The 22,202-nt window shown below is 75.8% G+C and carries 19 protein-coding genes; 12 read left to right on the top strand and 7 right to left on the bottom strand.

Going from position 1 to position 22,202, the window contains the following annotated elements:
• Positions 1 to 26 precede the first annotated feature (26 nt).
• The 5 genes from ACWCOM_RS14870 to ACWCOM_RS14850 are packed head-to-tail and all read left to right on the top strand — an operon-like array spanning position 27 to position 5,283.
• Complete coding sequence (locus ACWCOM_RS14870; RefSeq protein WP_454549528.1) at positions 27 to 1,124, top strand: iron-siderophore ABC transporter substrate-binding protein; 1,098 nt, start codon at positions 27 to 29, stop codon at positions 1,122 to 1,124.
• A 13-nt stretch (positions 1,125 to 1,137) separates the two neighbouring features.
• Complete coding sequence (locus ACWCOM_RS14865; protein ID WP_454549527.1) at positions 1,138 to 2,220, top strand: FecCD family ABC transporter permease; 1,083 nt, start codon at positions 1,138 to 1,140, stop codon at positions 2,218 to 2,220.
• Positions 2,217 to 3,293 carry a FecCD family ABC transporter permease gene (locus ACWCOM_RS14860; protein ID WP_454549526.1) on the top strand — a complete coding sequence of 359 codons (1,077 nt, stop codon included), beginning with the start codon at positions 2,217 to 2,219 and terminating at the stop codon, positions 3,291 to 3,293. Before ACWCOM_RS14865 ends, ACWCOM_RS14860 begins: the two co-directional genes overlap by 4 nt.
• A gap of 53 nt (positions 3,294 to 3,346) precedes the next feature.
• Positions 3,347 to 4,225 carry an ABC transporter ATP-binding protein gene (locus ACWCOM_RS14855; RefSeq protein ID WP_454549576.1) on the top strand — a complete coding sequence of 293 codons (879 nt, stop codon included), beginning with the start codon at positions 3,347 to 3,349 and terminating at the stop codon, positions 4,223 to 4,225.
• Complete coding sequence (locus tag ACWCOM_RS14850; protein WP_454549525.1) at positions 4,222 to 5,283, top strand: siderophore-interacting protein; 1,062 nt, start codon at positions 4,222 to 4,224, stop codon at positions 5,281 to 5,283. Before ACWCOM_RS14855 ends, ACWCOM_RS14850 begins: the two co-directional genes overlap by 4 nt.
• 18 nt (positions 5,284 to 5,301) lie before the next feature.
• Here ACWCOM_RS14850 and ACWCOM_RS14845 read toward each other — a convergent pair whose 3' ends face one another.
• The 4 genes from ACWCOM_RS14845 to ACWCOM_RS14830 all read right to left on the bottom strand — a co-directional run bounded on the left by ACWCOM_RS14845 (position 5,302) and on the right by ACWCOM_RS14830 (position 10,450).
• Positions 5,302 to 6,492, bottom strand: coding sequence for a PQQ-dependent sugar dehydrogenase (locus tag ACWCOM_RS14845; RefSeq protein WP_454549524.1), 1,191 nt, complete (start codon positions 6,490 to 6,492; stop codon positions 5,302 to 5,304).
• Between the two features lie 216 nt (positions 6,493 to 6,708).
• Positions 6,709 to 8,283, bottom strand: coding sequence for an alpha/beta hydrolase (locus ACWCOM_RS14840; protein ID WP_454549523.1), 1,575 nt, complete (start codon positions 8,281 to 8,283; stop codon positions 6,709 to 6,711).
• Between the two features lie 194 nt (positions 8,284 to 8,477).
• Positions 8,478 to 10,058, bottom strand: coding sequence for an MFS transporter (locus ACWCOM_RS14835; protein ID WP_454549522.1), 1,581 nt, complete (start codon positions 10,056 to 10,058; stop codon positions 8,478 to 8,480).
• 44 nt (positions 10,059 to 10,102) lie between these two features.
• Positions 10,103 to 10,450 carry a UBP-type zinc finger domain-containing protein gene (locus tag ACWCOM_RS14830; RefSeq protein WP_454549521.1) on the bottom strand — a complete coding sequence of 116 codons (348 nt, stop codon included), beginning with the start codon at positions 10,448 to 10,450 and terminating at the stop codon, positions 10,103 to 10,105.
• Positions 10,451 to 10,579: 129 nt separating this feature from the next.
• On the opposite strand from ACWCOM_RS14830, the gene ACWCOM_RS14825 reads away from it, so the two are divergent.
• From ACWCOM_RS14825 to ACWCOM_RS14815, 3 genes are all read left to right on the top strand, one after another.
• Positions 10,580 to 11,506, top strand: coding sequence for a DUF5996 family protein (locus ACWCOM_RS14825; protein ID WP_454549520.1), 927 nt, complete (start codon positions 10,580 to 10,582; stop codon positions 11,504 to 11,506).
• Positions 11,507 to 11,661: 155 nt separating this feature from the next.
• Positions 11,662 to 12,276 carry a hypothetical protein gene (locus ACWCOM_RS14820; protein ID WP_454549519.1) on the top strand — a complete coding sequence of 205 codons (615 nt, stop codon included), beginning with the start codon at positions 11,662 to 11,664 and terminating at the stop codon, positions 12,274 to 12,276.
• Positions 12,273 to 13,874: a GMC family oxidoreductase gene (locus ACWCOM_RS14815; protein ID WP_454549518.1), complete on the top strand. Its 1,602-nt coding sequence runs from the start codon at positions 12,273 to 12,275 to the stop codon at positions 13,872 to 13,874. Before ACWCOM_RS14820 ends, ACWCOM_RS14815 begins: the two co-directional genes overlap by 4 nt.
• A gap of 21 nt (positions 13,875 to 13,895) precedes the next feature.
• On the opposite strand, the gene ACWCOM_RS14810 is transcribed toward ACWCOM_RS14815, so the two are convergent.
• Positions 13,896 to 14,693: an IclR family transcriptional regulator gene (locus ACWCOM_RS14810; RefSeq protein WP_454549517.1), complete on the bottom strand. Its 798-nt coding sequence runs from the start codon at positions 14,691 to 14,693 to the stop codon at positions 13,896 to 13,898.
• 93 nt (positions 14,694 to 14,786) lie between these two features.
• Positions 14,787 to 15,107 carry a putative quinol monooxygenase gene (locus ACWCOM_RS14805; protein WP_454549516.1) on the bottom strand — a complete coding sequence of 107 codons (321 nt, stop codon included), beginning with the start codon at positions 15,105 to 15,107 and terminating at the stop codon, positions 14,787 to 14,789.
• Positions 15,108 to 15,268: 161 nt separating this feature from the next.
• Between ACWCOM_RS14805 and ACWCOM_RS14800 the strand changes: the two genes are divergently transcribed.
• Together ACWCOM_RS14800 and ACWCOM_RS14795 are read left to right on the top strand one after the other, a co-directional pair.
• Complete coding sequence (locus ACWCOM_RS14800; RefSeq protein WP_454549515.1) at positions 15,269 to 15,994, top strand: FadR/GntR family transcriptional regulator; 726 nt, start codon at positions 15,269 to 15,271, stop codon at positions 15,992 to 15,994.
• Between the two features lie 7 nt (positions 15,995 to 16,001).
• On the top strand, positions 16,002 to 18,215 hold the full coding sequence (locus ACWCOM_RS14795; protein ID WP_454549514.1) for a bifunctional anthranilate synthase component I family protein/aminotransferase class IV: 2,214 nt from the start codon (positions 16,002 to 16,004) through the stop codon (positions 18,213 to 18,215).
• Between the two features lie 43 nt (positions 18,216 to 18,258).
• Here ACWCOM_RS14795 and ACWCOM_RS14790 read toward each other — a convergent pair whose 3' ends face one another.
• The gene (locus ACWCOM_RS14790; protein WP_454549513.1) at positions 18,259 to 19,254 is read right to left on the bottom strand and encodes a formyltetrahydrofolate deformylase; all 996 of its coding nucleotides are present in this window, start codon (positions 19,252 to 19,254) and stop codon (positions 18,259 to 18,261) included.
• A gap of 185 nt (positions 19,255 to 19,439) precedes the next feature.
• On the opposite strand from ACWCOM_RS14790, the gene ACWCOM_RS14785 reads away from it, so the two are divergent.
• On the top strand, positions 19,440 to 20,573 hold the full coding sequence (locus ACWCOM_RS14785) for an L-talarate/galactarate dehydratase (protein WP_454549512.1): 1,134 nt from the start codon (positions 19,440 to 19,442) through the stop codon (positions 20,571 to 20,573).
• A gap of 151 nt (positions 20,574 to 20,724) precedes the next feature.
• Positions 20,725 to 21,999: an ABC transporter substrate-binding protein gene (locus ACWCOM_RS14780; RefSeq protein ID WP_454549511.1), complete on the top strand. Its 1,275-nt coding sequence runs from the start codon at positions 20,725 to 20,727 to the stop codon at positions 21,997 to 21,999.
• The last annotated feature ends 203 nt before the right edge of the window (positions 22,000 to 22,202 follow it).

The following is a 22,202-nucleotide window of genomic DNA, read 5'->3' as shown; positions in this document are numbered from 1 at the left end:
CGGCGCCGCCGTCGTCCGTCGAAAGGGTGGCCGTGGCCCCTCTCCTTCCCCGCGCTCCGCGCCCGCTGTCCTCCGCCCGCCGCGCCCTCGCGCCGGTCGCCCTGCTGGCCACCGGGGCCCTGCTGCTCACCGGGTGCTCGACCGGGACCGCGGGCGGGGAGTCCGAGGGCGGGTCCGCCACCGCGGCCGGTGCCACGGGCGAGTTCCCCCGCACCGTGCAGCACGAGTTCGGCGAGACCACGATCGAGGAGGCCCCCGAGCGCGTGGCCACGGTGTCCTGGGTGAACCACGACGTGGCGACCGCCCTCGGCGTGGTCCCGGTCGGGGTGCCCTCCCTGGACTTCGGCGCCAACGAGAACGGGTCCACGGACTGGTTCGACGCCGCGCTGGAGGAGTCCGGCGCCGAGGCGCCGGAGACCTACTCCGAGACGGACGGCATCAACTTCGAGGCGATCGCCGCCCTGGAGCCGGACGTCATCCTGGGCGCCTACTCCGGGCTGACGCAGGAGGACTACGACAAGCTCTCGGAGATCGCCCCCGTCGTCGCCTACCCCGAGGACGCCGTGGCCTACGGGACGTCCTGGCAGGACTCCACGGAGCTCATCGGCCAGGCCCTGGGCCGGGAGGAGAGGGCCGCCGAGGTCGTGGCGGACGTCGAGCAGCAGATCGCCGACGCGGCCGCCGAGCACCCGGAGCTGGAGGGCACCTCCTTCGTCTACGGCACGCTCGACCCGTCCGCGGCCGACCAGATCTTCGCCTACACCGCGGTGGACAACCGCCCCAAGTTCCTCGAGTCCCTCGGCATGGTCCAGTCCGAGGCGGTCACGGAGGCCGCCCGGGGCAAGGACGACGAGTTCTACATCACCTGGTCCCCGGAGCGGGCCGACGAGCTGACCTCCGACGTCTTCGTCAGCTGGGCCGAGGACGAGAGCGTGCGCGAGGCCATCGAGAAGGACCCCCTGCTCAGCCGCGTCCCCGCGGTGGCCGGCGACGCCCTGGTGCTCCAGAGCGACCAGCAGGAGGTGCTCTCGGTCTCGGCGGCGTCCCCGCTGAGCATCCCGTGGGCGCTCGAGAACGTGCTGCCGGACATCGCCGAGGCCGCGGCCTCCGCCGACGGTCAGTGAGCTCCCGGTCCCGGTGAGCAGCACCAGCACGGCCTCCCCCGCCGCCCCCCGGGTCCCCGGCGCCGCCCAGCGGCGCCGGGGCCTCGCCCTGCTCGCCGCCCTGCTGCTCCTGGCGGTCTGCGCGGCGGCGTCCCTGTTCTGGGGCGCCCGCTCGGTGGACCCCGCCACGGTGGTCCAGGTGCTCGCCGGCCTGCCCACCGCCCTCCTGGACGGCGGGCCCCAGCTCACCGCCGGGCTGGGCATCGACGCGGCCGTGGTGCAGAGCCGGGTCCCGCGGACCCTCACCGCCGTGCTCGTCGGGGCGGCGCTCGCCGTGGCCGGCGCCGGCATGCAGGGCGTCAGCCGCAACCCCCTGGGCGACCCCGGCCTGCTGGGCCTGACCGCCGGCGCCTCCTGCGCCGTGGTCCTGGGCCTCGGCTGGCTCGGGGTGGTGGCCACGTGGCAGCTGACCGCGCTGGCCCTCACCGGCTCGGCCGTGGCCGCCGTGCTCGTCTTCGGCTCCTCGCGGCTGGGCGGCGGCGCCCCCACCCCGGCGGGCCTGGTCCTCTCCGGCGCCGCGGTCAGCGCCGGGTTCACCGCGCTGACCACCTCCGTGGTGCTCAGCCGGCCGGCGGTGCTGGACAGCTTCCGGTTCTGGAGCATCGGCTCGGTCGCCCGCGCCGAGGGCACCGACCTCACCGCCGTGGCCCCCCTCGTGCTCCTCGGCGTGCTGCTCGTGCTGGGCGGCGCCTCCGGGCTCAACGCCATGGCCCTGGGCGACGAGCTCGCCCGCGGCCTCGGCGTGGACCTGGGCCTGCAGCGCGTGCTGGTCTTCGTGGGCGTGGTCCTGCTCTCGGGCTCCGCGACCGCTCTGGCCGGGCCCATCGCCTTCGTGGGCCTGCTCGTCCCGCACGCCGTGCGCCGCTTCCTGGGCGGCGACTACCGCTGGATCGTGCTGTTCAGCGCGGTGCTCGGGCCCGCGCTGCTGCTGCTGGCCGACGTCCTCGGGCGCGTGCTCACCCCGCCGCAGGAGATCCACGTGGGCGTCACCACGGTGGTCCTCGGCGTGCCCGTGCTGCTGGCGCTGCTGCGCCGGGGACGGAGCGTGACCCTGTGACCGGCACCGCGCTCGCCCCCGCCCCCGCCCCGGAGGACGCCGGGGCCGCCGAGGCCCTGCGGGCGGTCCGCCGCACCCGCGCCCGGCGGACCCGCCGGGCCGTGGCCCTGCTCGCCCTCGCCCTGCTGGCGGCCCTGGCCGTGCGGGTGCTGCTGGGGCGCTACACGGTGACGATCCCCGACTTCTTCGCGATCCTCGCGGGCGAGCGGATCCCCGGGGCCAGCTTCATCGTCCTGCAGGAGAAGCTGCCGCGGGCGGTGCTGGGCGCCCTGGCCGGGACCGCCCTCGGCTGCTCCGGCGCGCTGTTCCGCCGGGTGCTGCGCAATCCGCTGGCCAGCCCCGACATCCTGGGCATCACCTACGGGGCCGCGGCGGGCGCCGTGGCGGGCGCCGCGCTGTGGGGCCTGCGCGGCACCGCGGTGTCCTGGACGGCGCTGGCCGGCGCGCTGCTGGCCGCCGCCCTGATCGCCACCGCCTCGGTGCGCCTGCGCGGCGGCGGGATCGTGGGCGAACGGTTCCTGCTCGCCGGGATCGGCGTGGCCGCCCTGGCCCAGGCGGTCACCGCCGCCATGCTGACGCGGCTGGCCCTGAACTCCGCCCAGGACGCCGCGGTCTGGACCGCGGGGTCCCTGAGCGCGGCCACGTGGGAGCGGATCACCGTGCTGGGCGCGTGCCTGCTGGTGGCGGTGCCCGCGGCCGTGGCCGTGCACCGGGCCCTCGAGCCCGCCGAGCTCGGCCCCGAGCTCGCCGCGGGACTGGGCGCGCACCCGGGCCGCAGCCGGGCCCTGGCCCTGGGGCTCGGCGTGCTGCTCGCCGCCGCCGCGACGGCAGCCACCGGCCCGCTGGCCTTCGTGGCCCTGATGTCCACCCCGGTGGCCACCGCCCTGACCCGCGGCCGGACCTCGATCGTGGCCTGCGCCCTGGTGGGCGCGGTGGTCGTGGTGGTCGCCGACTCGCTGGGCTCGGACCTGCTGGCGGGCACGCAGCTGCCGGCCGGCGTGGTCACCGGGGCCGTGGGCGCGCCCGTGATGCTGTGGCTGCTCGTGCGGCAGCGGAGAGGAGGAACCACGTGACACCCGACCTGCACGCCGTGGCGGACCCGGAGGCCGAGGCCCCGGCGTTCCGGATGCGCGGGCTGTCCCTGGGCTACGACGACCGCACCGTGGTGCGGGAGGTCGACCTGGACATCCCGCACGGCGGCACCACCGTGCTCATCGGCGCCAACGGGTGCGGCAAGACGACGCTGCTCAAGGGCCTGTCCCGGCAGCTCAGGCCGTCGGCCGGGACCCTCGAGGCCGACGGCCGCGGGGTGCGCGAGTGGCACTCCCGCCAGTACGCCCGCTCCGTCAGCCTCCTGCCGCAGTCCCCGGTGGTGCCGGAGGGGCTGACCGTCGCCGAGCTCGTGGAGCGCGGGCGGCACCCCCACCGCCGCTGGTGGGGCGCCCCCTCCCCCGACGACGACGCGGCCGTGGCGCGGGCCATGGAGCTCACCGAGCTCACCGCGCTCGCCGGGCGCCCGGTGGAGGAGCTCTCCGGCGGGCAGCGCCAGCGGGTCTGGATCGCCCTGACCCTGGCCCAGCGGGCCCGCACCATGCTGCTCGACGAGCCCACCTCCTACCTCGACCTGGCCCACCAGGTGGACCTGCTGGACATGCTGCGCGGGCTCGAGCACCCGGCGGGGCCGGGCCGGGGCCGGGCCACCGTGGTGGCCGTCCTGCACGAGCTCAACCTGGCCGCCCGCGTGGCCGACCGGCTCGTGGCGATGGCCGCGGGACGGATCGTGGCCGTGGGCCCGCCGGCCGAGGTGCTCACCCCGGAGCTGCTGGCCGAGGTCTTCGGGCTGCGCGCCGACGTGGTGCCCGACCCCGTGGGCGGGCGGCCCGTGGTCCTACCCCGTGGGCGGGCCCGGGAGGGCGCCCACCCCGCTCCGCCCGCCGGGATCCCCGTCCCGACCCCCGCAGGGGGCGCCCGCCCCGCCGCCGACACCGTGAGGAACCTGCCGTGACCGTCACCAGCATCCCGGGGACCGTCCCCGCCGCCCCCGTGCTCTGCGTCGAGGCGGCCGTGACGTCCGTGACGCAGCTGTGCCCGTCCTTCCGCCGCATCACCCTGGCGGGCCCGGAGCTCGCCGGCCTCTCCCCCGCCCTGCTCGGGGCCGGGGACCTGACCCGGTGCCGGGACGCCTACATCAAGCTGCTCGTCCCGCCGCCCGGCCGGGACCCCGAGCGGGTGGACCTGTCCCTGGGCCTGCGCGAGAGCTGGTTCGCCCGTCCCGCCGAGGAGCGCGGCTGGATGCGCACCTACACCGTGCGCGGCGTCCGGCGCACCACCTTCTGCGGGATCGCGGTGCCGGAGCTGGTGATCGACGTCGTGGTGCACGACGGGCACGGACAGGACGGGCCCGGCAGCCGGTGGGCGGCGGCCGCGGCCCCCGGCCAGCGCGTCTATCTGCTGGGCCCCGGGCCCGAGGAGCGGCCGTGGGCCGCCTGGGACCACGGCGGCGCGCGCCACGTGCTCGCCGTGGGCGACGAGACCGCGGCGCCGGCCCTCATGTCCGTCGCCGAGGAGTTCGCCGAGGAGTTCGCCGGGACCGCGCACGCGGCCGCCGCCGACGGGTCCCGTCCCCGCCTCGACGTGGTGCTGGAGGTGCCGCACCACGACGACGTGGCCGCCCACCGGCTTCCCGCCGAGCTGCCCGACGTGCGCCTGCACGTCCTGCCCCGCGCCGGGCGGGGGGCGCCCGCGGGGCACGGGCACCGGGCCGCCGCGCGGCTCGCGCGCCTGCTGGACCTGCCCGGCGGGGCCGTGGACGACGTCCTGGCGGGCCGGCGCCCGCAGCGCGGGGAGCACGCGCCGGTGCCGCTGCGGATCGGCGAGCGGCCCGAGGAGCCGCGGGCCTGGTCGGTGGCGGCCCCCGGGCGCGCCGACGTCCCCTACGTCTTCCTCGCCGGGGAGTCCGGCACGGTGAAGGCGCTGCGCCGGCTGTGCGTGGACGCCGCGGGCATCCCCAAGGACAACGTCTCCTTCATGGGCTACTGGCGGCAGGGGCAGGCCGAGTCCTGAGCCCCGCCCGCGCCGAGGTCAGCCCTCCCCGGCGCGGGCCGTGACGCGCAGCACGGCGTCGTCCTCGCCGTTGGAGGTGGTCACCCACAGGGCGCCGTCCTCGGCGAGGGTCAGCGAGCGCAGGCGGCCGTGGTCGTTCTCGAGCTCCGCCATGCGCGTGCTGCCCGTGATCCCGGTGCCCTCCACCCGGTGGACCCCCACGCCGGTGTTCTTCAGCTCCGCCACGGCGAGGGCCCCGTCCCACGCCCCCCACTGCGGGCCCTCGAGGAAGGCGGCGCCGCTGACGGCCACGGTCGGCCGGCCGGAGGACCACGCGGCCCCCACGGCGTCCGGGAACTTCCCGAGGTCGGTCATCGGGGTGGACTCGTCGTAGCCGGGCACCGGGTCCCACCCGTAGTTGCCGCCGGGGCGCAGGACGTTGATCTCGTCGTCGCGGCCGGGGCCGTGCTCCGCGGACCACAGGGTGCCCGTGCCCGGCTGCACCGCGAGGCCCTGCACGTTGCGGTGGCCCAGGGTGTACACGGCGGCGGCGCTCCCCGGCCGGTCGGCGAACGGGTTGTCGTCCGGGACCGTGCCGTCGGGGTGCAGCCGCAGCGTCTTGCCCCCGGGCGAGCCGAGGTCCTGCGGGTTCCCGCCCTGTGCGGCGTCCCCGGTGCCCACGCGCAGGGTGCCGTCCGGGGCGAAGCGCAGCCGGCAGCCGCTGTGCCGGCCGGAGCTGATGGGCAGCCCGTCGACCACCGTCCCGGTGCGCTCGGCCGCCCGGGCGGGATCGTCGAGGCGCCAGCGGGTGACCCGCACGTCGCGCGGCCCGCCGTCCTCCGCCCGCGTCGCGTGGCACAGGAAGAACTCGCGGGTCCGCTCGAAGTCCGGGGACACCGCCAGCCCCATCAGCCCCGCCTCGCTGCCCACGAACAGGTCGCCCAGGTCGGCGGCGACCTCGCGGGTGCCCTGCGCGTCGTGGGCGAGCAGGCGGCCGCCGCGCTCCGTGACCAGGGCGGTGCCCTCGGGGGTCAGGGCCACGTCCCAGGGGTTGCTCAGCCCGTCGACGACGGTCTGCACCTCCAGGTCGGGCGCGGCGGCCGGGGCGCCCAGCTGCTCGCCCGCGGGTCCGACACCTCCCGCGGCGCAGCCGGTCAGCAGCAGCGCGGCGCACGCCGCGGCCGCCGCTCCCGCCGCGCCCTGCTGCCGCCGCACGTCCCGCTCCCCCATGGTCTGCTCCTCTCCACCGTCCAGCATCCTCCCCCCGGCGCCCGTCCGGTACCCGTGCCGGGTCACGTTCTGCGGGAAAAATCAAGTGCTGAACCGTGACCGGGGGCTCAGTAGGATGGGCCGGAGCCGCCGGATCTTCCTGATTTCCCTGGTGGCTGGGCCGGTGCGGGGACTCTCTCGCGCCGGCCCGCTCATGAGCCGGGCCGGCGCCCCCGCTCAGCAGGTCCTCTCCTGCGCCGGGAGCACACCCCGGAGCAGGTAGCCGTCGACGACCTCGTCCACGCAGAGGTTGCCCCGCAGGTAGGAGCCGTGCCCCTCCCCTCGCCGGGTGAGCAGGTGCCCGCCCTCCAGCTGGGCGGCGAGCGCCAGGGACCAGGCGTAGGGCGTGGCCGGGTCCCCCGTGCCGCCGACCACGAGGACGGGCCCGGCCCCCGCCCCGTCGACCGGTGCCGGCGGGGAGACCGGCTCGTGGGGCCAGACCCCGCAGGTGATCTCGTCGTGGCTGAAGTGGTCCCCGAGCGTCGGCGCGACCTCCTGCAGCCGCGCGTCCAGGGCGGCCATCGCCGCGGGGTCGGCGTCCACCGGGTAGTCCAGGCAGTTCACGGCGGTGTTCGCCTCGTCGGCGTTGGAGTACGTCCCGTCGGGGTTCCTGCCGTAGGCGGCGTCGGCCAGGAACATCAGGGCCGTGCCGTCCCCGTGGTGCAGGGCCCGGTCGAGCGCCTGACCGAGGAACCACCAGATCCGGGCGTCGTAGAGGGGCGTGTAGATCCCGGCGACCGCGTCGTCCACGGTGAGCGGGCGGCCGTCGGCGGTGGGCAGCGGCTGCGTCCCGAGCCGGTCCAGCAGGGCGTCGATCTGCGCGACGGCCTCGTCCACGGTGCCCTCGAGCGGGCAGCCGTCCTGCGGCAGGCAGGAGGCGGCGAAGACCCGCAGGGACCGCTCGAACGCGGCAGCCTGCTGGACGGTCAGCTCGGCGAGGTCCAGGGCCGGGTCCACGGCCGCGTCCAGGACGAACCGGCCGGTGCGCTCCGGGAACAGCTCGGTGTAGGCGGCCCCGAGCTGGGTGCCGTAGGAGTAGCCCAGGTAGTTCAGCCGCTCGTCCCCCAGCGTCGCGCGCAGCAGGTCCAGGTCCCGGGCGGCGCTGTCGGTGTCGACCTCCCCCAGCAGCGGCCCGGTGGCGGCGGCGCAGGCGGCCGCGTACTGCTCGGCGCGCGCCGTGCGCTCGGCCAGTCCCTGCGGGGTGTCCGGGTCCACCGGGTCGGCGCGCCAGGCGTCCACGGTGGGTCCGTCCACGCAGTCCACCGCCGTGGAGGCGCCCACGCCCCGGGGGTCGAAGCCCACCACGTCGTAGGCGGCGCGCACGCCCGGGCCCAGGCCGGCCGCCCAGCGCTCGATCGCCGCCGTGCCGGAGCCGCCCGGGCCGCCGAAGTTCACGAGCAGCGAGCCCTGCCGCACGGCGGCGTCGGTGCTCGCCACCCGGGTGAGGGCGAGGTCGATCTCCCCGGCGGCCGGGTCGGCGTGGTCCAGCGGGGCGCGCACCGTGGCGCACTCGGCGGCCGCCCCGCACGGGGTCCACACGATCTCCTGGGCGTAGAGCCGCTCGAGCCCGGGAGGGGCCTGGGCTGCGACCACGGGGGCGGCGCCCGGGGCCGCGCCCGCCCCGGTGGCGGGTGCGGCCACGAGGACGGCGGTGAGGGCGAGCGCGGACGCCGCGCCGCGGGCCCGGGGGCGGGCGAGCCGCCCCCGGGTGCGCGGTACGGCGGGAGCGGTGGTGGGCTGACGACGGTGCACGGCACATCACGTCCTCGGGACGGGTGACCGGGATGCGGATCAGGATCGCGCACGACGGCGCGGGCCGACCGGTGCCCACCGGTCTCGCGGGCGACCGGACGACCGGGCGTCCCGGTGCGCCGCCGTGTCCGGGCGCTCACGACCGACTGTGCTGTGACGAGGGGTTTCAGGGTAGAGGCGGGGCGCCGCGGGGGTCAACGGTGTGTCGGGGCCGCCCCCGGTGCGCCCGGACCCGCGCTCGGGGGCAGCGCGGCGGGCGGCCCGCCCACGGCGCAGTGCGTCGGCGCGACCGCCCGCCGCGGAGCCGGCCGGCCGGCCGGGGGCCCGGCACGGGAGGGGGCCTGTTCGGCGGGGACCCGGACGAGCAGCGCGGACAGCAGCCCGCCCGCGACCAGCATCCCGGCGCAGGCCCGGGTGATGAGCACGAACGCGTCGCGCACCCGCTCGGGCTCGGCGAGGCCTCCGTCGCCGAGCCCGCCGAGCAGCGGCAGCGCGGCGACGGCGAGCAGGCCGCCGGTGCGGGCGACCGCGTTGTTCACCCCGCTGGCCAGCCCCGCCTGCTCCTCGGGCAGGGCCGCGAGGACGGTGGCGGTCAGCGGGGTGACCAGCAGGGTCAGTCCGGCCCCGAACACGGTCGCGGGCACGAGGACGTCGAGCGTGTAGTCGGCCCCGGGCCCGACGCGGCCCAGCAGGGCCACCCCGAGCCCGGCGACCAGCGGTCCGAGCGTCATCAGGGGCCGGGGGCCGGTCCGGCCCATGAGGGCGCCGACGGGCGCCGAGAACACCAGCATGACCACGGTGACCGGCAGCAGGGACAGCCCGGCCGCCAGCGGGGAGAACCCCGCGCCCACCTGCAGGGCGACGACGAGGGCGAAGAACACCGCCCCCAGGGCCGCGTAGACCAGCAGCGTGATGAGGTTCACCGCCACGAACAGGCGCACCCGGAGCACCGCGGGCGGCAGCACCGGGGCGCGCGAGCGCCGCTCCCCCAGCAGGAACCCGGCCAGCAGCACCAGGCCACCCGCGAGCAGGCCCAGGGGAACAGGAGCGCCGGGACCCTCCTCGGCCGCCGCGGTGAGCCCGTAGGTCAGCGCGCCGAGGGCCAGCACCAGCAGCGCGGAGCCGGGCACGTCCGGTCGTGCGGCGGCCCCGGGGTCCCGCGACTCGGGCACGCAGCGCAGGCTGATGACGACGACGGCCAGCGCGAGCGGCAGGTTGATCAGGAACACCCAGCGCCAGCTCACGGCCTGCACCAGCCATCCGCCGAGGAACGGGCCGACCGCCGCGGCGACCCCCGTCAGACCCGACCAGGCACCGATCGCGCGGGCCCGGTCCTCGGGCGCGAACGAGGCCTGCAGGATCGCCAGGCCGGCCGGCGTCAGCAGCGCCCCGCCCACGCCCTGGGCGGCCCGGGCGAGCACGAGGACCGTGATGTCCGGGGCGAGGCCGCACAGCACGGAGGCCGCGGCGAAGACCGTCACGCCGACGAGGAAGATCCGGCGCCGCCCGTACCGGTCCCCCAGCGCGCCGCCCAGCAGCACGAACGCCGCCAGCGTCAGGGCGTAGGCGTTGACGACCCAGGTCAGCCCGGCCGTCCCCGCCCCGAGGTCGGCCCCGAGGGAGGGCAGGGCGATGGTGACGACCGTCCCGTCGAGGAAGGACAGCGCCGAGCCGAGGACCGTCGCCGTGAGCACCCACCGGGCGCGGGGCTGCCCCCAGGCCAGCGGTGCCGACGGGCCGGCGGCCGGATCGGCGTGCGCGGAGGAGTCGTTCATCGCGGCAGGACCCGGTCGTTCCCGGCGGCCGTCATCGGCGGGCGTCACCGGTGGATGTGCCGGCGCCAGTCGGCGGGAACGGCCCCCGCCGGGCCGGGGACCGGCTGGTCCTCCGGGCGGTGCCGCGGCGGGGCGAGCTCGGGGCCCTCCACGAAGGCGCCGGCGACGTAGTCCCACCACCAGGACTCCCCCGGCTCGAAGCTGCGCACGTACCGGTGGCCCGTCCGCCGGTGGTGGGCGGTGGCGTGCTGGGCCGGGGAGGTGTCGCAGCACCCGATGTGCCCGCACCGGGCGCACCGGCGCAGGTGCACCCACCAGCCTCCGTCCGCCAGGCACTCGGCGCACCCGGTCCCGCTCGGACCGGCGCCCACGTCGATGTCGTCCTCGGCCATGCCGACCACCCCCGCGTCGCGGGCCGCCGCGCTCCGCGGCGCCCGGCACCACTGTCCCACGCCGGCGGGCCCCCGACCAGCCCTGGATTTCCCGGGGCGGCGGCCGCACACTGGGCCGAGGAGGACGCCATGACCCACACCGCTTTCCCCGAGATGCCCTACGAGCCCTGGGGGGAGACCCGGGAGACCGTCCACCGGTTCCTGCAGGTGGTCGGCAAGGTGCGGCTGGCGGCCGCGCCCCGCCGCAACCACTGGTGGCACGTGCCGCTGCACGTCACCGGGCGCGGCCTGACCACCCGCCCGATGGGCCGCGACCCGGTCTTCTCGATCGACCTGGACCTGCTCGACCACCGCCTGGACGTCAGCACCGCCACGGGCGCCCGGCACTCCTTCGCCCTGCCGGGGCTGTCCGTGGCGGCGTTCCACGCCCGCCTGCTGCACGCCCTCGAGGCCGCCGGGGTGGACGTCACCATCGCCGTCCCGCGCCCCTTCGACCTGCCCGACTCGGGGCGCCCGTTCGCCGAGGACACCGAGCACGCCGCCTACGACCCCGCCGCCGTGACCCGGTACTGGCAGGTGCTGGGCCAGGTGAACCTGCTGCTCGAGCGCTTCGCCGGGGAGTGGTCGGGCAAGACCAGCCCGGTCCACCACTTCTGGCACACGTTCGACCTCGCGGTGACCCGCTTCGCCGACACCGCCGTGGACGTCCCGCCCGGCGCGGACCCGGTGACCGGCGAGGCCTACTCGCGGGAGGTCATCAGCTCCGGCTTCTGGTTCGGCGACGACGCCTTCCCCGAGCCGGCCTTCTACTCCTACACCGCCCCGGAGCCGGAGGGCCTGGCCGCCGAGCCGCTGCGGCCCGGCACGGCGCGGTGGACCGAGCGGGGCGGGAGCCACCTGGCGGTCCTGCGCTACGACGACGTCCGGGACCTGCCCGATCCGCACGGCGCCGTCCTGGAGTTCTGGGACAGCGCCTACCGGGCCGGGGCCCGCCGCAGCGCGTGGGACTTCACCCGCTACGACTGCCCGGGCGGGGTCACCGACCCCCGCGTCTGAGGAACGGCGCGGCGCCCGGGCAGCCCCTCCCGCCCGGCCCGTGCTCCCGCGCGCCGGGCGGGCGTTCTCGCCCTGCGATAACGCGTCTGGCCCGTCCCGGTGATCTGACTCACACTCGGTGGTGACACCTGGCCGCGCCGACGAGGAGGAGACCCATGGTCTATCCCGCGAAGTACTCCGCCCTGAACGCCCTCGCCCTGACGGACGAGGCGAAGCGCACCCTGACCCGGGTGGTGCGGGTCGCGTTCCCGCACCCGCAGCTCCCGGACGGCCCGTACGAACGGATGACCGAGAAGATCGTGGCGGAGGCCGAGGACTCCACGTGGTTCCGGATGGCCCTGACCCAGGGGCTGCTGACCCTCGACTCGCTGAGCGAGGAGCGGTTCGTGGACCTCCCCGACGAGGCCGCCCTGAACGTGCTCAGGCGGATCGCCGACCTCGAGTTCTTCGGGTTCGTCCGCCGCACCACCGTGCTGCACTTCTACGACGACCACGAGGTGTGGGAGGCCCTGGGCTACGAGGGCGAGTCCTTCTCGAAGGGAGGCTACCTGCACCGCGGCTTCGACGACCTCGACTGGCTGCCCGATCCGCGCGTCGAGGAGTCCGAGGAGGAGCTGCCCGAGTGCGGCGGCCTCGGCTACGCGGTGGTGACCGCCGCACCCAAGGAGGGCTGGAACCTGGACCGGCAGGGCGCCTCCGAGACCACCGGGCAGCCCTTCAGCGACCTCTTCAAGGGGTCGGACGTCGTCGAGACGGGAGAGACCGCATGACCACCACGCCCCAGGACCAGCAGCAGCGCACTCCCCGGATCGAGCTGGACGACGACTCCGCCGTCGTCGTCATCGGCTCCGGCGCCGGAGGCGGAACACTGGCCCACGAGCTGACCGAGAAGGGCGTCAAGGTGGTCCTGCTCGAGGCCGGGCCGCACCTGACCAGCGAGGACTGGGTCAACGACGAGTGGGAGGCCTTCCACCAGATGGCCTGGCTGGACCCCCGGACCACCACGGGGTCCTGGCGCATCGCCCGGGACTTCCCCAACCTCCCGGCGTGGCTGGTCAAGGCCGTCGGCGGGACCACCACGCACTGGTCGGGGGCCACGCCGCGGTTCAAGGCCCACGAGTTCCGCACGCGCAGCGTCTACGGGCGCGTGGACGGCGCCAACCTCCTCGACTGGCCGATCACCCTCGAGGACCTGGCCCCGTACTACGACCGCGCCGAGCGGAAGATCGGCAGCACCCACCGCCACGGCCGCCCCCCGCTGCCCGCGAACAACAACTACAAGGTGCTCGCGGCCGGCGCCCAGAGGCTCGGCTACCGGCACTACGCGACCGGCCCGTACGGGACCAACGCGGAACCGTACGACGGGCGCCCGGCCTCCGTCCAGGACGGCTTCAACTTCCAGGGCGACAAGAACCGCTCCAAGTGGTCCACGCTCGTCTCGGAGATCCCCAAGGCCCTGCGCACCGGCCTCCTCGACCTGCGCCCGGGGTGCCACGCCGTGCAGATCACCCACACGGAGAAGGGCCTCGTCGACAGCGTCGTCTACGTGGACGGGGACGGCCAGGTGCAGCGGCAGCGGGCGCGGCTCGTGGCCGTGGCGTGCAACGCGATCGAGACGCCGCGGCTGCTCATGCTCTCGGCGTCCCCTCTGTTCCCGGACGGGCTCGCCAACTCCTCGGGGCAGCTGGGCCGCAACTACATGCGCCACACCACCGGATCGGTCTACGCGCAGTTCGACCGCCCGGTGCACATGTACCGGGGCGAGACGATGGCCGGGATCGTCGCCGATGAGTCCCGGCACGACGTGGACCGCGGCTTCGCCGGCGGCTACTACATGGAGACGATCTCCCTGGGGCCGGCCTTCCTGGCCAGCTTCGGGGACCCGGGCGCGTGGGGACCGGACTTCACCGCCCTGCTCGACGGCTACGAGAACACCGCCGGGATGTGGGTGGTGGGCGAGGACATGCCGCAGGAGACCAACCGGGTGACCCTCAACACCGCGGTGACCGACCATCTGGGGCTGCCCGTGCCCAACGTGCACTTCGACGACCACCCGAACGACGTCGCGATGCGCAACCACGGCTACCAGCAGGGCTGCCTGCTCTACGAGTCCGTGGGCGCGGTGTCCACGCACCGCACCCCGCCGTACCCGGCGACGCACAACATGGGCACGGCGCGGATGAGCGAGCGGCCCGAGGACGGGGTGACCAACGCGTTCGGCCAGACCCACGACGTGCCGAACCTGTTCGTCTCCGACGGCTCGCTGTTCACCACGGGAGCGGCGGCGAACCCGACGCTGACGATCGTGGCGCTGGCCACCCGTCAGGCCGACTACATCGCCGAGCAGCTGGCGGGCCGGCACCTGTAGCGCGCCCGCGGCGGAGGCTCCTCAGTCGGCCCGGCGGCCGGCCGGGCAGTCCTCCGCCGCGCGCAGGGCGCGGCCCACCCGGTCGGCGGCGTCCCGCAGCACCGGGGCGATCGCCCGGTGCCGCCGCTCGAAGTCCGGCGGGCGCAGGGACACCGCGACGGAGCCGAGGGTGCGGCCCGCGGCGTCGAGCACGGGCGCGGCCAGGCAGGAGGCCCCGGGCACGAACTCCTCCCGCTCCACTGCGATGCCCTCGGCGCGCACCCGCCGCAGCTCCTGGTGCAGGGCCTCCGGCGTGCGCAGGGTCCGGTCCGTCAGGCCGGGCATGCCGCGGCGCTGGAGGTACTCCGCCACCTCGCCGCGCTCCATCCGGGCGAGCAGGATCTTGCCGAAGGCCGTGGCGTGGGCCGCGTCGGTGAACCCGAAGTCCAGGGGGTCGAGCCGCGGCCGGCGCGGGGAGTCCACCACGTGCGCCACCACGATGGCGTCCCCGCGGTACACCGCGAAGTAGGCGGCGGCGTCGGCCGTGGCGTGCAGGTCGCGGACCGCGCGCCGGACCGTGCCGGGCGTGCCGACCTGCTGACGCAGGGAGGTGTCTAGGGCGTGCACCTTGTACCCCAGGCCGTAGCGCCGCTGGTCGCGGAGGTGGACCACGTGCTCGGAGGCCACCAGGGTCTGCAGCAGCCGGTAGACCGAGGGCAGCGGGATCCCGAGCGCGGCGCTGATGTCCTTGGCCGTCGCGCCCCGGGGGTCCCGCGCCACGACGTCGAGCAGCGCGAAGGCCTTCTGGACGGAGGCCATGCCGGCGTCACGTGTGGTCATGCCTCATATTGTGTCGGCCGGCGTTGCAGGTGCCAATGGCCCGGGAGCGCCGCTCCCGGGCCACCGACGGTTCCCGGGGGCCCCGCCGGGGCCTCACCCGACCGTGATCTCGCCCATCCGGTTCCAGCCCTCGGCGGAGATGGTCTCGCTGATGATCTGCGGGGTCTCCACGAGCGCCTGGGGCGCCTCCGCCGTGAACGTCCGGAAGTGCTCGCTGTTCACGTGCGGGCCCGCGGCGTCGTCCTGAAAGGCCTCGACGAGCACGAACTCGTTCGGGTCGTCCACGCTGCGGGACCAGTCGAACCACAGGTTGCCCGGCTCCTGGCGGGTGGCCTCCGTGAAGTCCCGCGAGAAGTCGATCCAGCGCTCCGACCACTCCGGCTTCACCTTGAACTTGACGACGATGAAGATCATCCCTGCTCCCTTCTCGGCGGACGCCCGGGCACGGGTCCCGGTGCTCTCCTGGTCAGTGTCGCGGCCCGCGGCACGGCCCGCCAAGGCAGGTTATCGCGGAACGATAACCCGGGTACGCCCGCGCGCAGCGCCTCCTGCCGCCGGGGTGAGATCATGGGCCCATGACCCGCAACCTCACCACCGCTCTCGTGGACGACCTGCGGGCACGCATCGTCGACGGGCGCATCGCCCCCGGCGAGCGCCTGCCCAGCGAGAGCACCCTGATCGCGGAGCACGGGGTGAGCCGGACGGTGGTCCGGGAGGCCGTCGCCCGGCTGCAGGCCGAGGGCCTCGTGCACACGCGGCGGGGCAGCGGCAGCTTCGCCCTCACCCCGCCGGCCGCTCCCGCCGGGGCCGGGCGGCCCGTGCGGACGCTCCGGGACCGCCGCAGCCTGCTCGCCTTCCGCACCGGGGTGGAGTCCGAGGCCGCGGCGCTGGCCGCCACGGCCCGCGACGAGCAGCAGCTCGCCCGGATGGAGCGGGCGCTGCTGCGCACGGAGCAGGACGCGGACCACCCGGCCGCCGCCCTGGAGCACGACTTCGAGTTCCACCGGACCGTGGCCGAGGCCAGTCACAACCCCTACTACGTCGACGCCCTGACCGGTCTGGGCGCCGCCATGATCACCATGCCGCCGCGCCGGCTCGACGGCGCGGCCGGAACCGCCGAGACGGGGCGCCGCACCGCCCGCGTCCTGGCCGAGCACCGGGCGGTCCTGGACGCCATCCGGGCCGGTGACCCGTTGGCGGCCTCGGCCGCCATGCGCCTGCACCTGGCGAACTCGCTGTGGCGCCTGGAGGACGAGGCGGGCAGCCCCGGACGCCGCACGGCCGCCCCGGGAGAGGGCTGAGCCGGGGATGCGCGAGACGGAGGTGGTCGCCGGCGCCGCGGTGTCGCCGGTGCAGATGCTGCGGGCCCTGCGGGACCAGCCCGGGCTGGTGGCCCTGTTCGGGGACTGGGACGGCGGGGACGCCCTGATCGGCTTCCGGCCCGTGCACGTGCTGGCCCCGGAGGAGGACCCGTTCGCCGCCCTGGACACGGTGCCCCCGGCGGCCGCCCCGGGCACCGCACCCACGCCCCCCGCCCCGGGCACCGCGCCCCCGCCCCCCGGCCCCGACACGGTGTCCCCGCGCCCCGCCCCCGACGCGGTGTCCCCGGCCGCGGACACGGTCCCGCCGGGGCCGGGCGGGACCGCGGCGGCCGGGCCGGGCTGGATCGGGTACCTCGGCTACCAGCTGTCCCGGCGGCTGGAGCGCCTCCCCGCGCCCCCGCCGCGCCCGGCGCGGCTGCCGGAGCACCACCTGGGCTTCTACGACCACGTGCTGCGCCGGCGGGCCGGCCGCGGCGACTGGGTGCTCGAGCGGTGGCCCGGGGCCGACCCGGCCCGGACGGCCGCAGCCCGCGCGACCGTCCGGGCCGCCCTGGCGGGCCCGAGCGGGCCGGAGGCCTACCGGTGCGGGCCCTTCCGCGCGGACGCCTCCGCGGCCGAGCACGCCGCCGCCGTGGCCGCCGCGCTCGGCCACATCCGGGACGGTGACATCTTCCAGGCCAACATCTGCCGCGGCCTCGAGGCCGCCTTCGAGGGCGACCCCCTGGACCTCTTCTGTGCCGGGCACGAACGGCTGGCCCCGCGCTTCGCGGCCTTCCTGCGGCTGCCCGGCGGCGCCGTGGCCAGCCTCTCGCCGGAGCTGTTCCTGCGCCGCACCGGCCGCACCGTGCTGAGCTCCCCCATCAAGGGCACCGCGCCGGCCGTCACCGACCCGGCGGAGCTGCACGCCTCGGCGAAGAACCGCGCCGAGAACGTCATGATCGTGGACCTGATGCGCAACGACCTCTCCCGGGCGTGCGTGCCCGGGTCCGTGCGGGCCCCGGCCGCGCCGCGGGTCGAGCCGCACACCGGGGTGCACCACCTCGTGGCGGACGTGCGGGGCCTGCTGCGCCCGGGCCTCGGCGACGGCGACCTGCTGCGGGCCACCTTCCCGCCCGGCTCCTGCACCGGCGCCCCCAAGATCCGGGCCATGGAGATCATCAATGCGCTCGAACCGGCCGGCCGCGAGGTCTACACGGGCGCTATCGGCTGCGCCGGTCCGGGCGGGCTGGTGCTCAACGTGGCGATCCGCACGTTCGAGTTCACCGGGGACCGGGTCCGGCTCGGCGTGGGCGGCGGGATCGTGGCCGACTCGGACCCGGCCGACGAGGCCCACGAGACGCTGGTCAAGGCGGTGCCCCTGCTCGACGCCGTCGGGGCGGAGCTGGACGCCGCCCTGCGGCAGGACTGGGACGCCCACGGCGCCCCGCCCCCGCCGGCCGCGCCGCCGGCCGGGGCCCCGCTGTTCGAGCTGCCGGCCCGGGTGCCCCGGCGCGCCGAGGGCGTGTTCACCACGCTGCTCGTGGAGGAGGGCGAGCCCGTCCAGCTCGACGCCCATCTGCGCCGTCTCGGCGCCAGCTGCCTCACCTGCTGCGGCGCGGCGCTGCCGCGGGGCGTGCGCGAGGAGGTGCTGGCGCACGCCGCCGAGCTGCCCGGCCCCCACCGGCTGCGGATCACCGCGGCGCCCGCCCCGGAGGGCGGCCTGGACGTGCGGGTGACGGCCACGGCGCTGCCCCCGGGACCGGTGCCCCCGTGGCGGCTGGTCCCCGTGCGGCTGCCCGGCGGCCTGGGCGGGCACAAGTGGGCGGACCGGCGGGCGCTCGTCCCCGAGCCCGAACCCGGGCTGTGGTCGCGCAGCTGCGACCCGCTGCTCGTGGACGCCGACGGCACGGTCCTGGAGACCGGCCGCGCCAACCTCTTCGCGGTGCTCGACGGCACCGTGATCACCCCGCCCGCGGACGGCCGCATCCTGCCCGGGGTGGTGCGGGCCCGCGCGCTGGGGGCGCTGCGCCGGTCGGGGCGCCCCGTGGACGAGCGGGCGCTGCGGCTCGAGGAGCTCGCCGCGGCCACGGAGGTGTTCGTGACGAACTCGGTGGCCGGCGTGCACCCCGTCGGCTCCGTGGACGGCGTGGCCCGCTGGTCACCGGGCCCGGTCGCGCGCGCCCTGCGCTCCCTCCTCGCTCCCCGACCGGACCGCGGGTGACGTCCAGCTCCCGGACGGGACCGAGGCCGCGGACGAGCGGGGGTCAGAACACGATCGTCTGCCGGTCGTGGCGGACGACCCGGTCCTGGCAGTGCCACAGCACCGCGCGGGCCAGCACCTGCCGCTCCACGTCGGCGCCGCGCCGGGCGAGGTCCTGGGCGGTGTCCCGGTGGGAGACCCGCACCACGTCCTGCTCGATGATCGGGCCCTCGTCGAGGTCCTCGGTGACGTAGTGCGCCGTGGCGCCGATGATCTTCACGCCGCGCTCCTTGGCCTTGCGGTAGGGCTCGGCGCCCACGAAGGCGGGCAGGAACGAGTGGTGGATGTTGATCACCGGCACGCCCACGGCCTCGAGGAACGGTGCGGAGAGGATCTGCATGCAGCGGGCCAGCACCACGAGGTCGACGTTGCCGTCCAGCAGCCGCAGGTGCTCCGCCTCGGCGGCGGCCCGGTCTCCGGCGGGCACGTGGAAGAAGGGGATGCCGAAGCCCCGCACGTCCTGCGCCAGGTCCGGGTGGTCGGGGACGACCATCGAGATCGTCATGGGCAGCTGACCGCGCCGCTGGCGCCAGATCAGGTCCAGCAGGCAGTGGTCGGACCGTGAGGCGAAGACCGCCACCCGCTCCCCGCCGAACCGGCGGACCCAGCAGGCCGTGGCCCCCAGACGGCCGAAGGTGTAGAAGTGCAGCCGCACCGGCCCGTGGACCCCGGCGTCATTGCCGGCGGCGAGGTCGTCCAGGAACCGGTCGGGGCCGGCGGTGTCGAGGCCGAACGGGGTGACCACCGTGGCCTCGAGGCCCTGCTCGCGCAGGGCGGTCGTCCTGGCCGCCAGCGCCGCCCACAGGACGTCGTCGTCGACGGCGGGGTGGCCCTCCGGACAGCCGCCGATGCCGACCCGGCGCACGCCGTGGCGCTGGAGGGCCCCGCTGCGGATGACGGCGAGGGAGTCCTCGTAGGGACCCTGCGGCGTTCCGGGATCCCCGCCCACCACGAGCAGCTCCTCGGCGGCCGGACTCCCGGCGGGCGCGCTGCTGGGCATGGGTCCCGTCCTCTCCGCGGCGCCGGACCGGCCGGGCGCCGCGCACGGGCGTCCGCGCCCCGTCGCGGCGTGCTCCCCCAGCATGCACAGCGTCGTGCCGGACCGGAGCGGAGTACTAGTCATACAAGTTATGCACTTGTACTATTCGTGGTGCAGCCCCACCAACCCGACCGCGAGGACCCACCATGACCTACACCCCGGACGCCGTCCGTCACCTGCAGCTGTCCACCGTCACCCTGCCGCTGAGCACCCCGATCTCGGACGCCAAGGTCTTCACCGGCCGGCAGCGGCCGATGACCGAGGTGGTCTTCCTCGTCGCGGAGATCACCACCGAGCAGGGCCACGCCGGCGTGGGGTTCAGCTACTCCAAGCGCGCGGGCGGACCGGCCCAGTACGCCCACGCCAAGGAGGTCGCCGAGGGCCTCATCGGCGAGGACCCCAGCGACATCGCCAAGGTCTACGACAAGCTGCTGTGGGCCGGGGCCTCGGTGGGCCGCTCCGGCGTGGCCACGCAGGCCCTCGCCGCGATCGACGTGGCCCTGTGGGACCTCAAAGCCAAGCGCGCGGGACTCCCCCTGGCCAAGCTGCTGGGCGCCCACCGGGACTCGGTGCGCACCTACAACACCTCCGGCGGCTTCCTGCACGCCTCGCTGGAGGAGGTCAAGGACCGCGCCACCGCCTCCCTCGAGGCCGGCATCGGCGGGATCAAGATCAAGGTGGGCCTGCCCGACTCGGCGGAGGACCTCCGGCGCGTGGCCGGGGTGCGCGAGCACATCGGGACGGCCGCGCCCCTGATGGTCGACGCGAACCAGCAGTGGGACCGGGCCACCGCCCTGCGCATGGGCCGGCGGCTCGAGGAGTTCGACCTCACCTGGATCGAGGAGCCCCTGGACGCCTACGACGTCGAGGGCCACGCCCGCCTCACGGCCGCCCTGGACACCCCGATCGCCACCGGCGAGATGCTCGCCTCCGTCGCCGAGCACGTGCGGCTCATCGAGGGCCGCTCCTGCGACATCATCCAGCCCGACGCCCCGCGGGTGGGCGGCATCACCCAGTTCCTGCGCCTGGCCGCCCTGGCCGACCAGCGCGGCCTGGACCTCGCCCCGCACTTCGCGATGGAGATCCACCTGCACCTGGCCGCCGCCTATCCGCGCGAGCCCTGGGTGGAGCACTTCGACTGGCTCGACCCCCTCTTCGAGGAGCGCCTCGAGACCCGCGACGGCCGCATGCTGGTCCCGTCCCGCCCGGGTCTGGGCATCACCCTCAGCGAGCAGGCGCGCGCCTGGACCACGGACACCGCCGGGTTCGGCACCGCGTAGCCGCTGCCCCGGGGCCGGACACCCGGCCCCGGGGCAGGAAGACCGGATGTCGGAAGAAGTCCGCACCACCTCTTGACCCGTGAGCTGGATCACAGCTACGCTCGGGAAAACGCTTTCCAGCACCGATCGACCGTCAGGAGACACGAAGAGCATGAAGAGCACCGGACCCCTCGCCAAGGCCGTGACGGCCCTCGCCGTCTCGGCCCTCGCCCTCACCGGGTGCGGCAGCGCCGACGGCGCCAGCGACGACGGCAACGTCGAGCTCCGCTTCGCCTGGTGGGGCTCGGACACCCGCCACCAGCAGACCCAGGAGATCATCGACGCCTTCGAGGAGCAGAACCCCGGGATCACGGTGGTCGGGGAGTACGGCGACTACAGCGGCTACTGGGACAAGCTGGCCACGCAGACGGCATCCAACGACGCCCCGGACATCATCCAGATGGACGACAAGTACATCCGCGAGTACGCCGACAACGGCGCCCTGCTGGACCTCTCCGACGTGGACGTGAGCGAGATCGACGAGGAGGTCGTGGACAGCGGCCGCACCGACGAGGGCCTGTTCGGCGTGGCCACCGGCGTCAACATCATGGCGATCATGGCCAACCCCGCCCTCTACGAGGAGGCCGGGGTGGAGCTGCCGGACGACAGCACGTGGACGTGGCAGGACTACTCGGACGTCGCCGCGGAGATCGCCGAGAAGTCGGAGGCCTACGGGGCGAGCGGGCCCAACGAGCCGGCCGGGTTCCAGATCTGGCTGCGTCAGCAGGGCAAGGAGCTGACCACCGCGGACGGCACGCTCGGCTTCGAGGAGGCCGACGCCGCCGAGTACCTGGCCCTGCAGAAGCAGCTCGTCGAGGACGGGGCCCTGCCCCCGGCCTCGGTGATCACGGAGGACCAGAGCCCGGGCCCGGACCAGTCCCTGAGCGGCACCAACGGCGCCGCGATGGGCATGTGGTGGACCAACCAGCTGAGCGCCCTCAACGCCGCGTCCGGCAACCAGCTGGTCCCCCTGCGCTTCCCGAGCTCCGACGGCTCCGAGGGCGGCGCTCAGCTCTTCCAGAAGTCGGCCATGTTCATGTCCGGCTCCGCCCGGACCGAGCACCCGGAGGAGGTCAAGAAGTTCATCGACTTCATGGTCAACACCGAGGACGCCGGCAAGCTCAACCTCGCCGACCGCGGCCTGCCCGCCAACCAGTCGGTGCGCGAGGCGGTCCTCCCCGAGCTGAGCGAGGCCGACACCGTGGCCGCCGAGTTCGTCGAGGAGGTCCAGCCCGAGCTCGGGGACCCCATGCCGGTCCCGCCCCTGGGCTTCAGCACCCTCCAGGAGATCCTCTACCGCTACGAGCTGGACGTGGTCTTCGACCGCTCGAGCCCCGAGGACGCCGCCCGGAGCATGGTCCCCGAGATGGAGTCGGCGATCAGCTGACCCGCACGCTCCGCGGGCGCCGGCCGGCCCGGCGCCCGCGGCTCCACCCGGTCCGCCCCCGGCGGACCGCCCACACCGCTCTTCTCCTTCGGATCGTCCGGCACGTGCCTGCCGGGAAAGAGGCTTGGACCCATGTCTGCTGTGCGCTACGCCCATGTCACCTGTCAGTACCCCGGGGCCGCCCGCCCCTCGGTCACCGACCT

It is taken from the genome of Kocuria sp. KH4, assembly GCF_053711175.1.
The sequence above is the reverse complement of the archived record's forward strand: the minus strand, read 5'-3'. Positions and strand labels throughout refer to the sequence as shown.

Excerpts from the sequence above, each read along its gene's own strand:
- ACWCOM_RS14855 (WP_454549576.1), top strand. The coding sequence starts at position 3,347 with ATGCGCGGGCTGTCCCTGGGCTACGACGACCGCACCGTGGTGCGGGAG.
- ACWCOM_RS14845 (WP_454549524.1), bottom strand. The coding sequence starts at position 6,492 with ATGGGGGAGCGGGACGTGCGGCGGCAGCAGGGCGCGGCGGGAGCGGCG.
- ACWCOM_RS14835 (WP_454549522.1), bottom strand. The coding sequence starts at position 10,058 with ATGAACGACTCCTCCGCGCACGCCGATCCGGCCGCCGGCCCGTCGGCA.
- ACWCOM_RS14830 (WP_454549521.1), bottom strand. The coding sequence starts at position 10,450 with ATGGCCGAGGACGACATCGACGTGGGCGCCGGTCCGAGCGGGACCGGG.
- ACWCOM_RS14825 (WP_454549520.1), top strand. The coding sequence starts at position 10,580 with ATGACCCACACCGCTTTCCCCGAGATGCCCTACGAGCCCTGGGGGGAG.
- ACWCOM_RS14820 (WP_454549519.1), top strand. The coding sequence starts at position 11,662 with ATGGTCTATCCCGCGAAGTACTCCGCCCTGAACGCCCTCGCCCTGACG.
- ACWCOM_RS14815 (WP_454549518.1), top strand. The coding sequence starts at position 12,273 with ATGACCACCACGCCCCAGGACCAGCAGCAGCGCACTCCCCGGATCGAG.
- ACWCOM_RS14810 (WP_454549517.1), bottom strand. The coding sequence starts at position 14,693 with ATGACCACACGTGACGCCGGCATGGCCTCCGTCCAGAAGGCCTTCGCG.
- ACWCOM_RS14805 (WP_454549516.1), bottom strand. The coding sequence starts at position 15,107 with ATGATCTTCATCGTCGTCAAGTTCAAGGTGAAGCCGGAGTGGTCGGAG.
- ACWCOM_RS14800 (WP_454549515.1), top strand. The coding sequence starts at position 15,269 with ATGACCCGCAACCTCACCACCGCTCTCGTGGACGACCTGCGGGCACGC.
- ACWCOM_RS14795 (WP_454549514.1), top strand. The coding sequence starts at position 16,002 with ATGCGCGAGACGGAGGTGGTCGCCGGCGCCGCGGTGTCGCCGGTGCAG.
- ACWCOM_RS14790 (WP_454549513.1), bottom strand. The coding sequence starts at position 19,254 with ATGCCCAGCAGCGCGCCCGCCGGGAGTCCGGCCGCCGAGGAGCTGCTC.
- ACWCOM_RS14785 (WP_454549512.1), top strand. The coding sequence starts at position 19,440 with ATGACCTACACCCCGGACGCCGTCCGTCACCTGCAGCTGTCCACCGTC.
- ACWCOM_RS14780 (WP_454549511.1), top strand. The coding sequence starts at position 20,725 with ATGAAGAGCACCGGACCCCTCGCCAAGGCCGTGACGGCCCTCGCCGTC.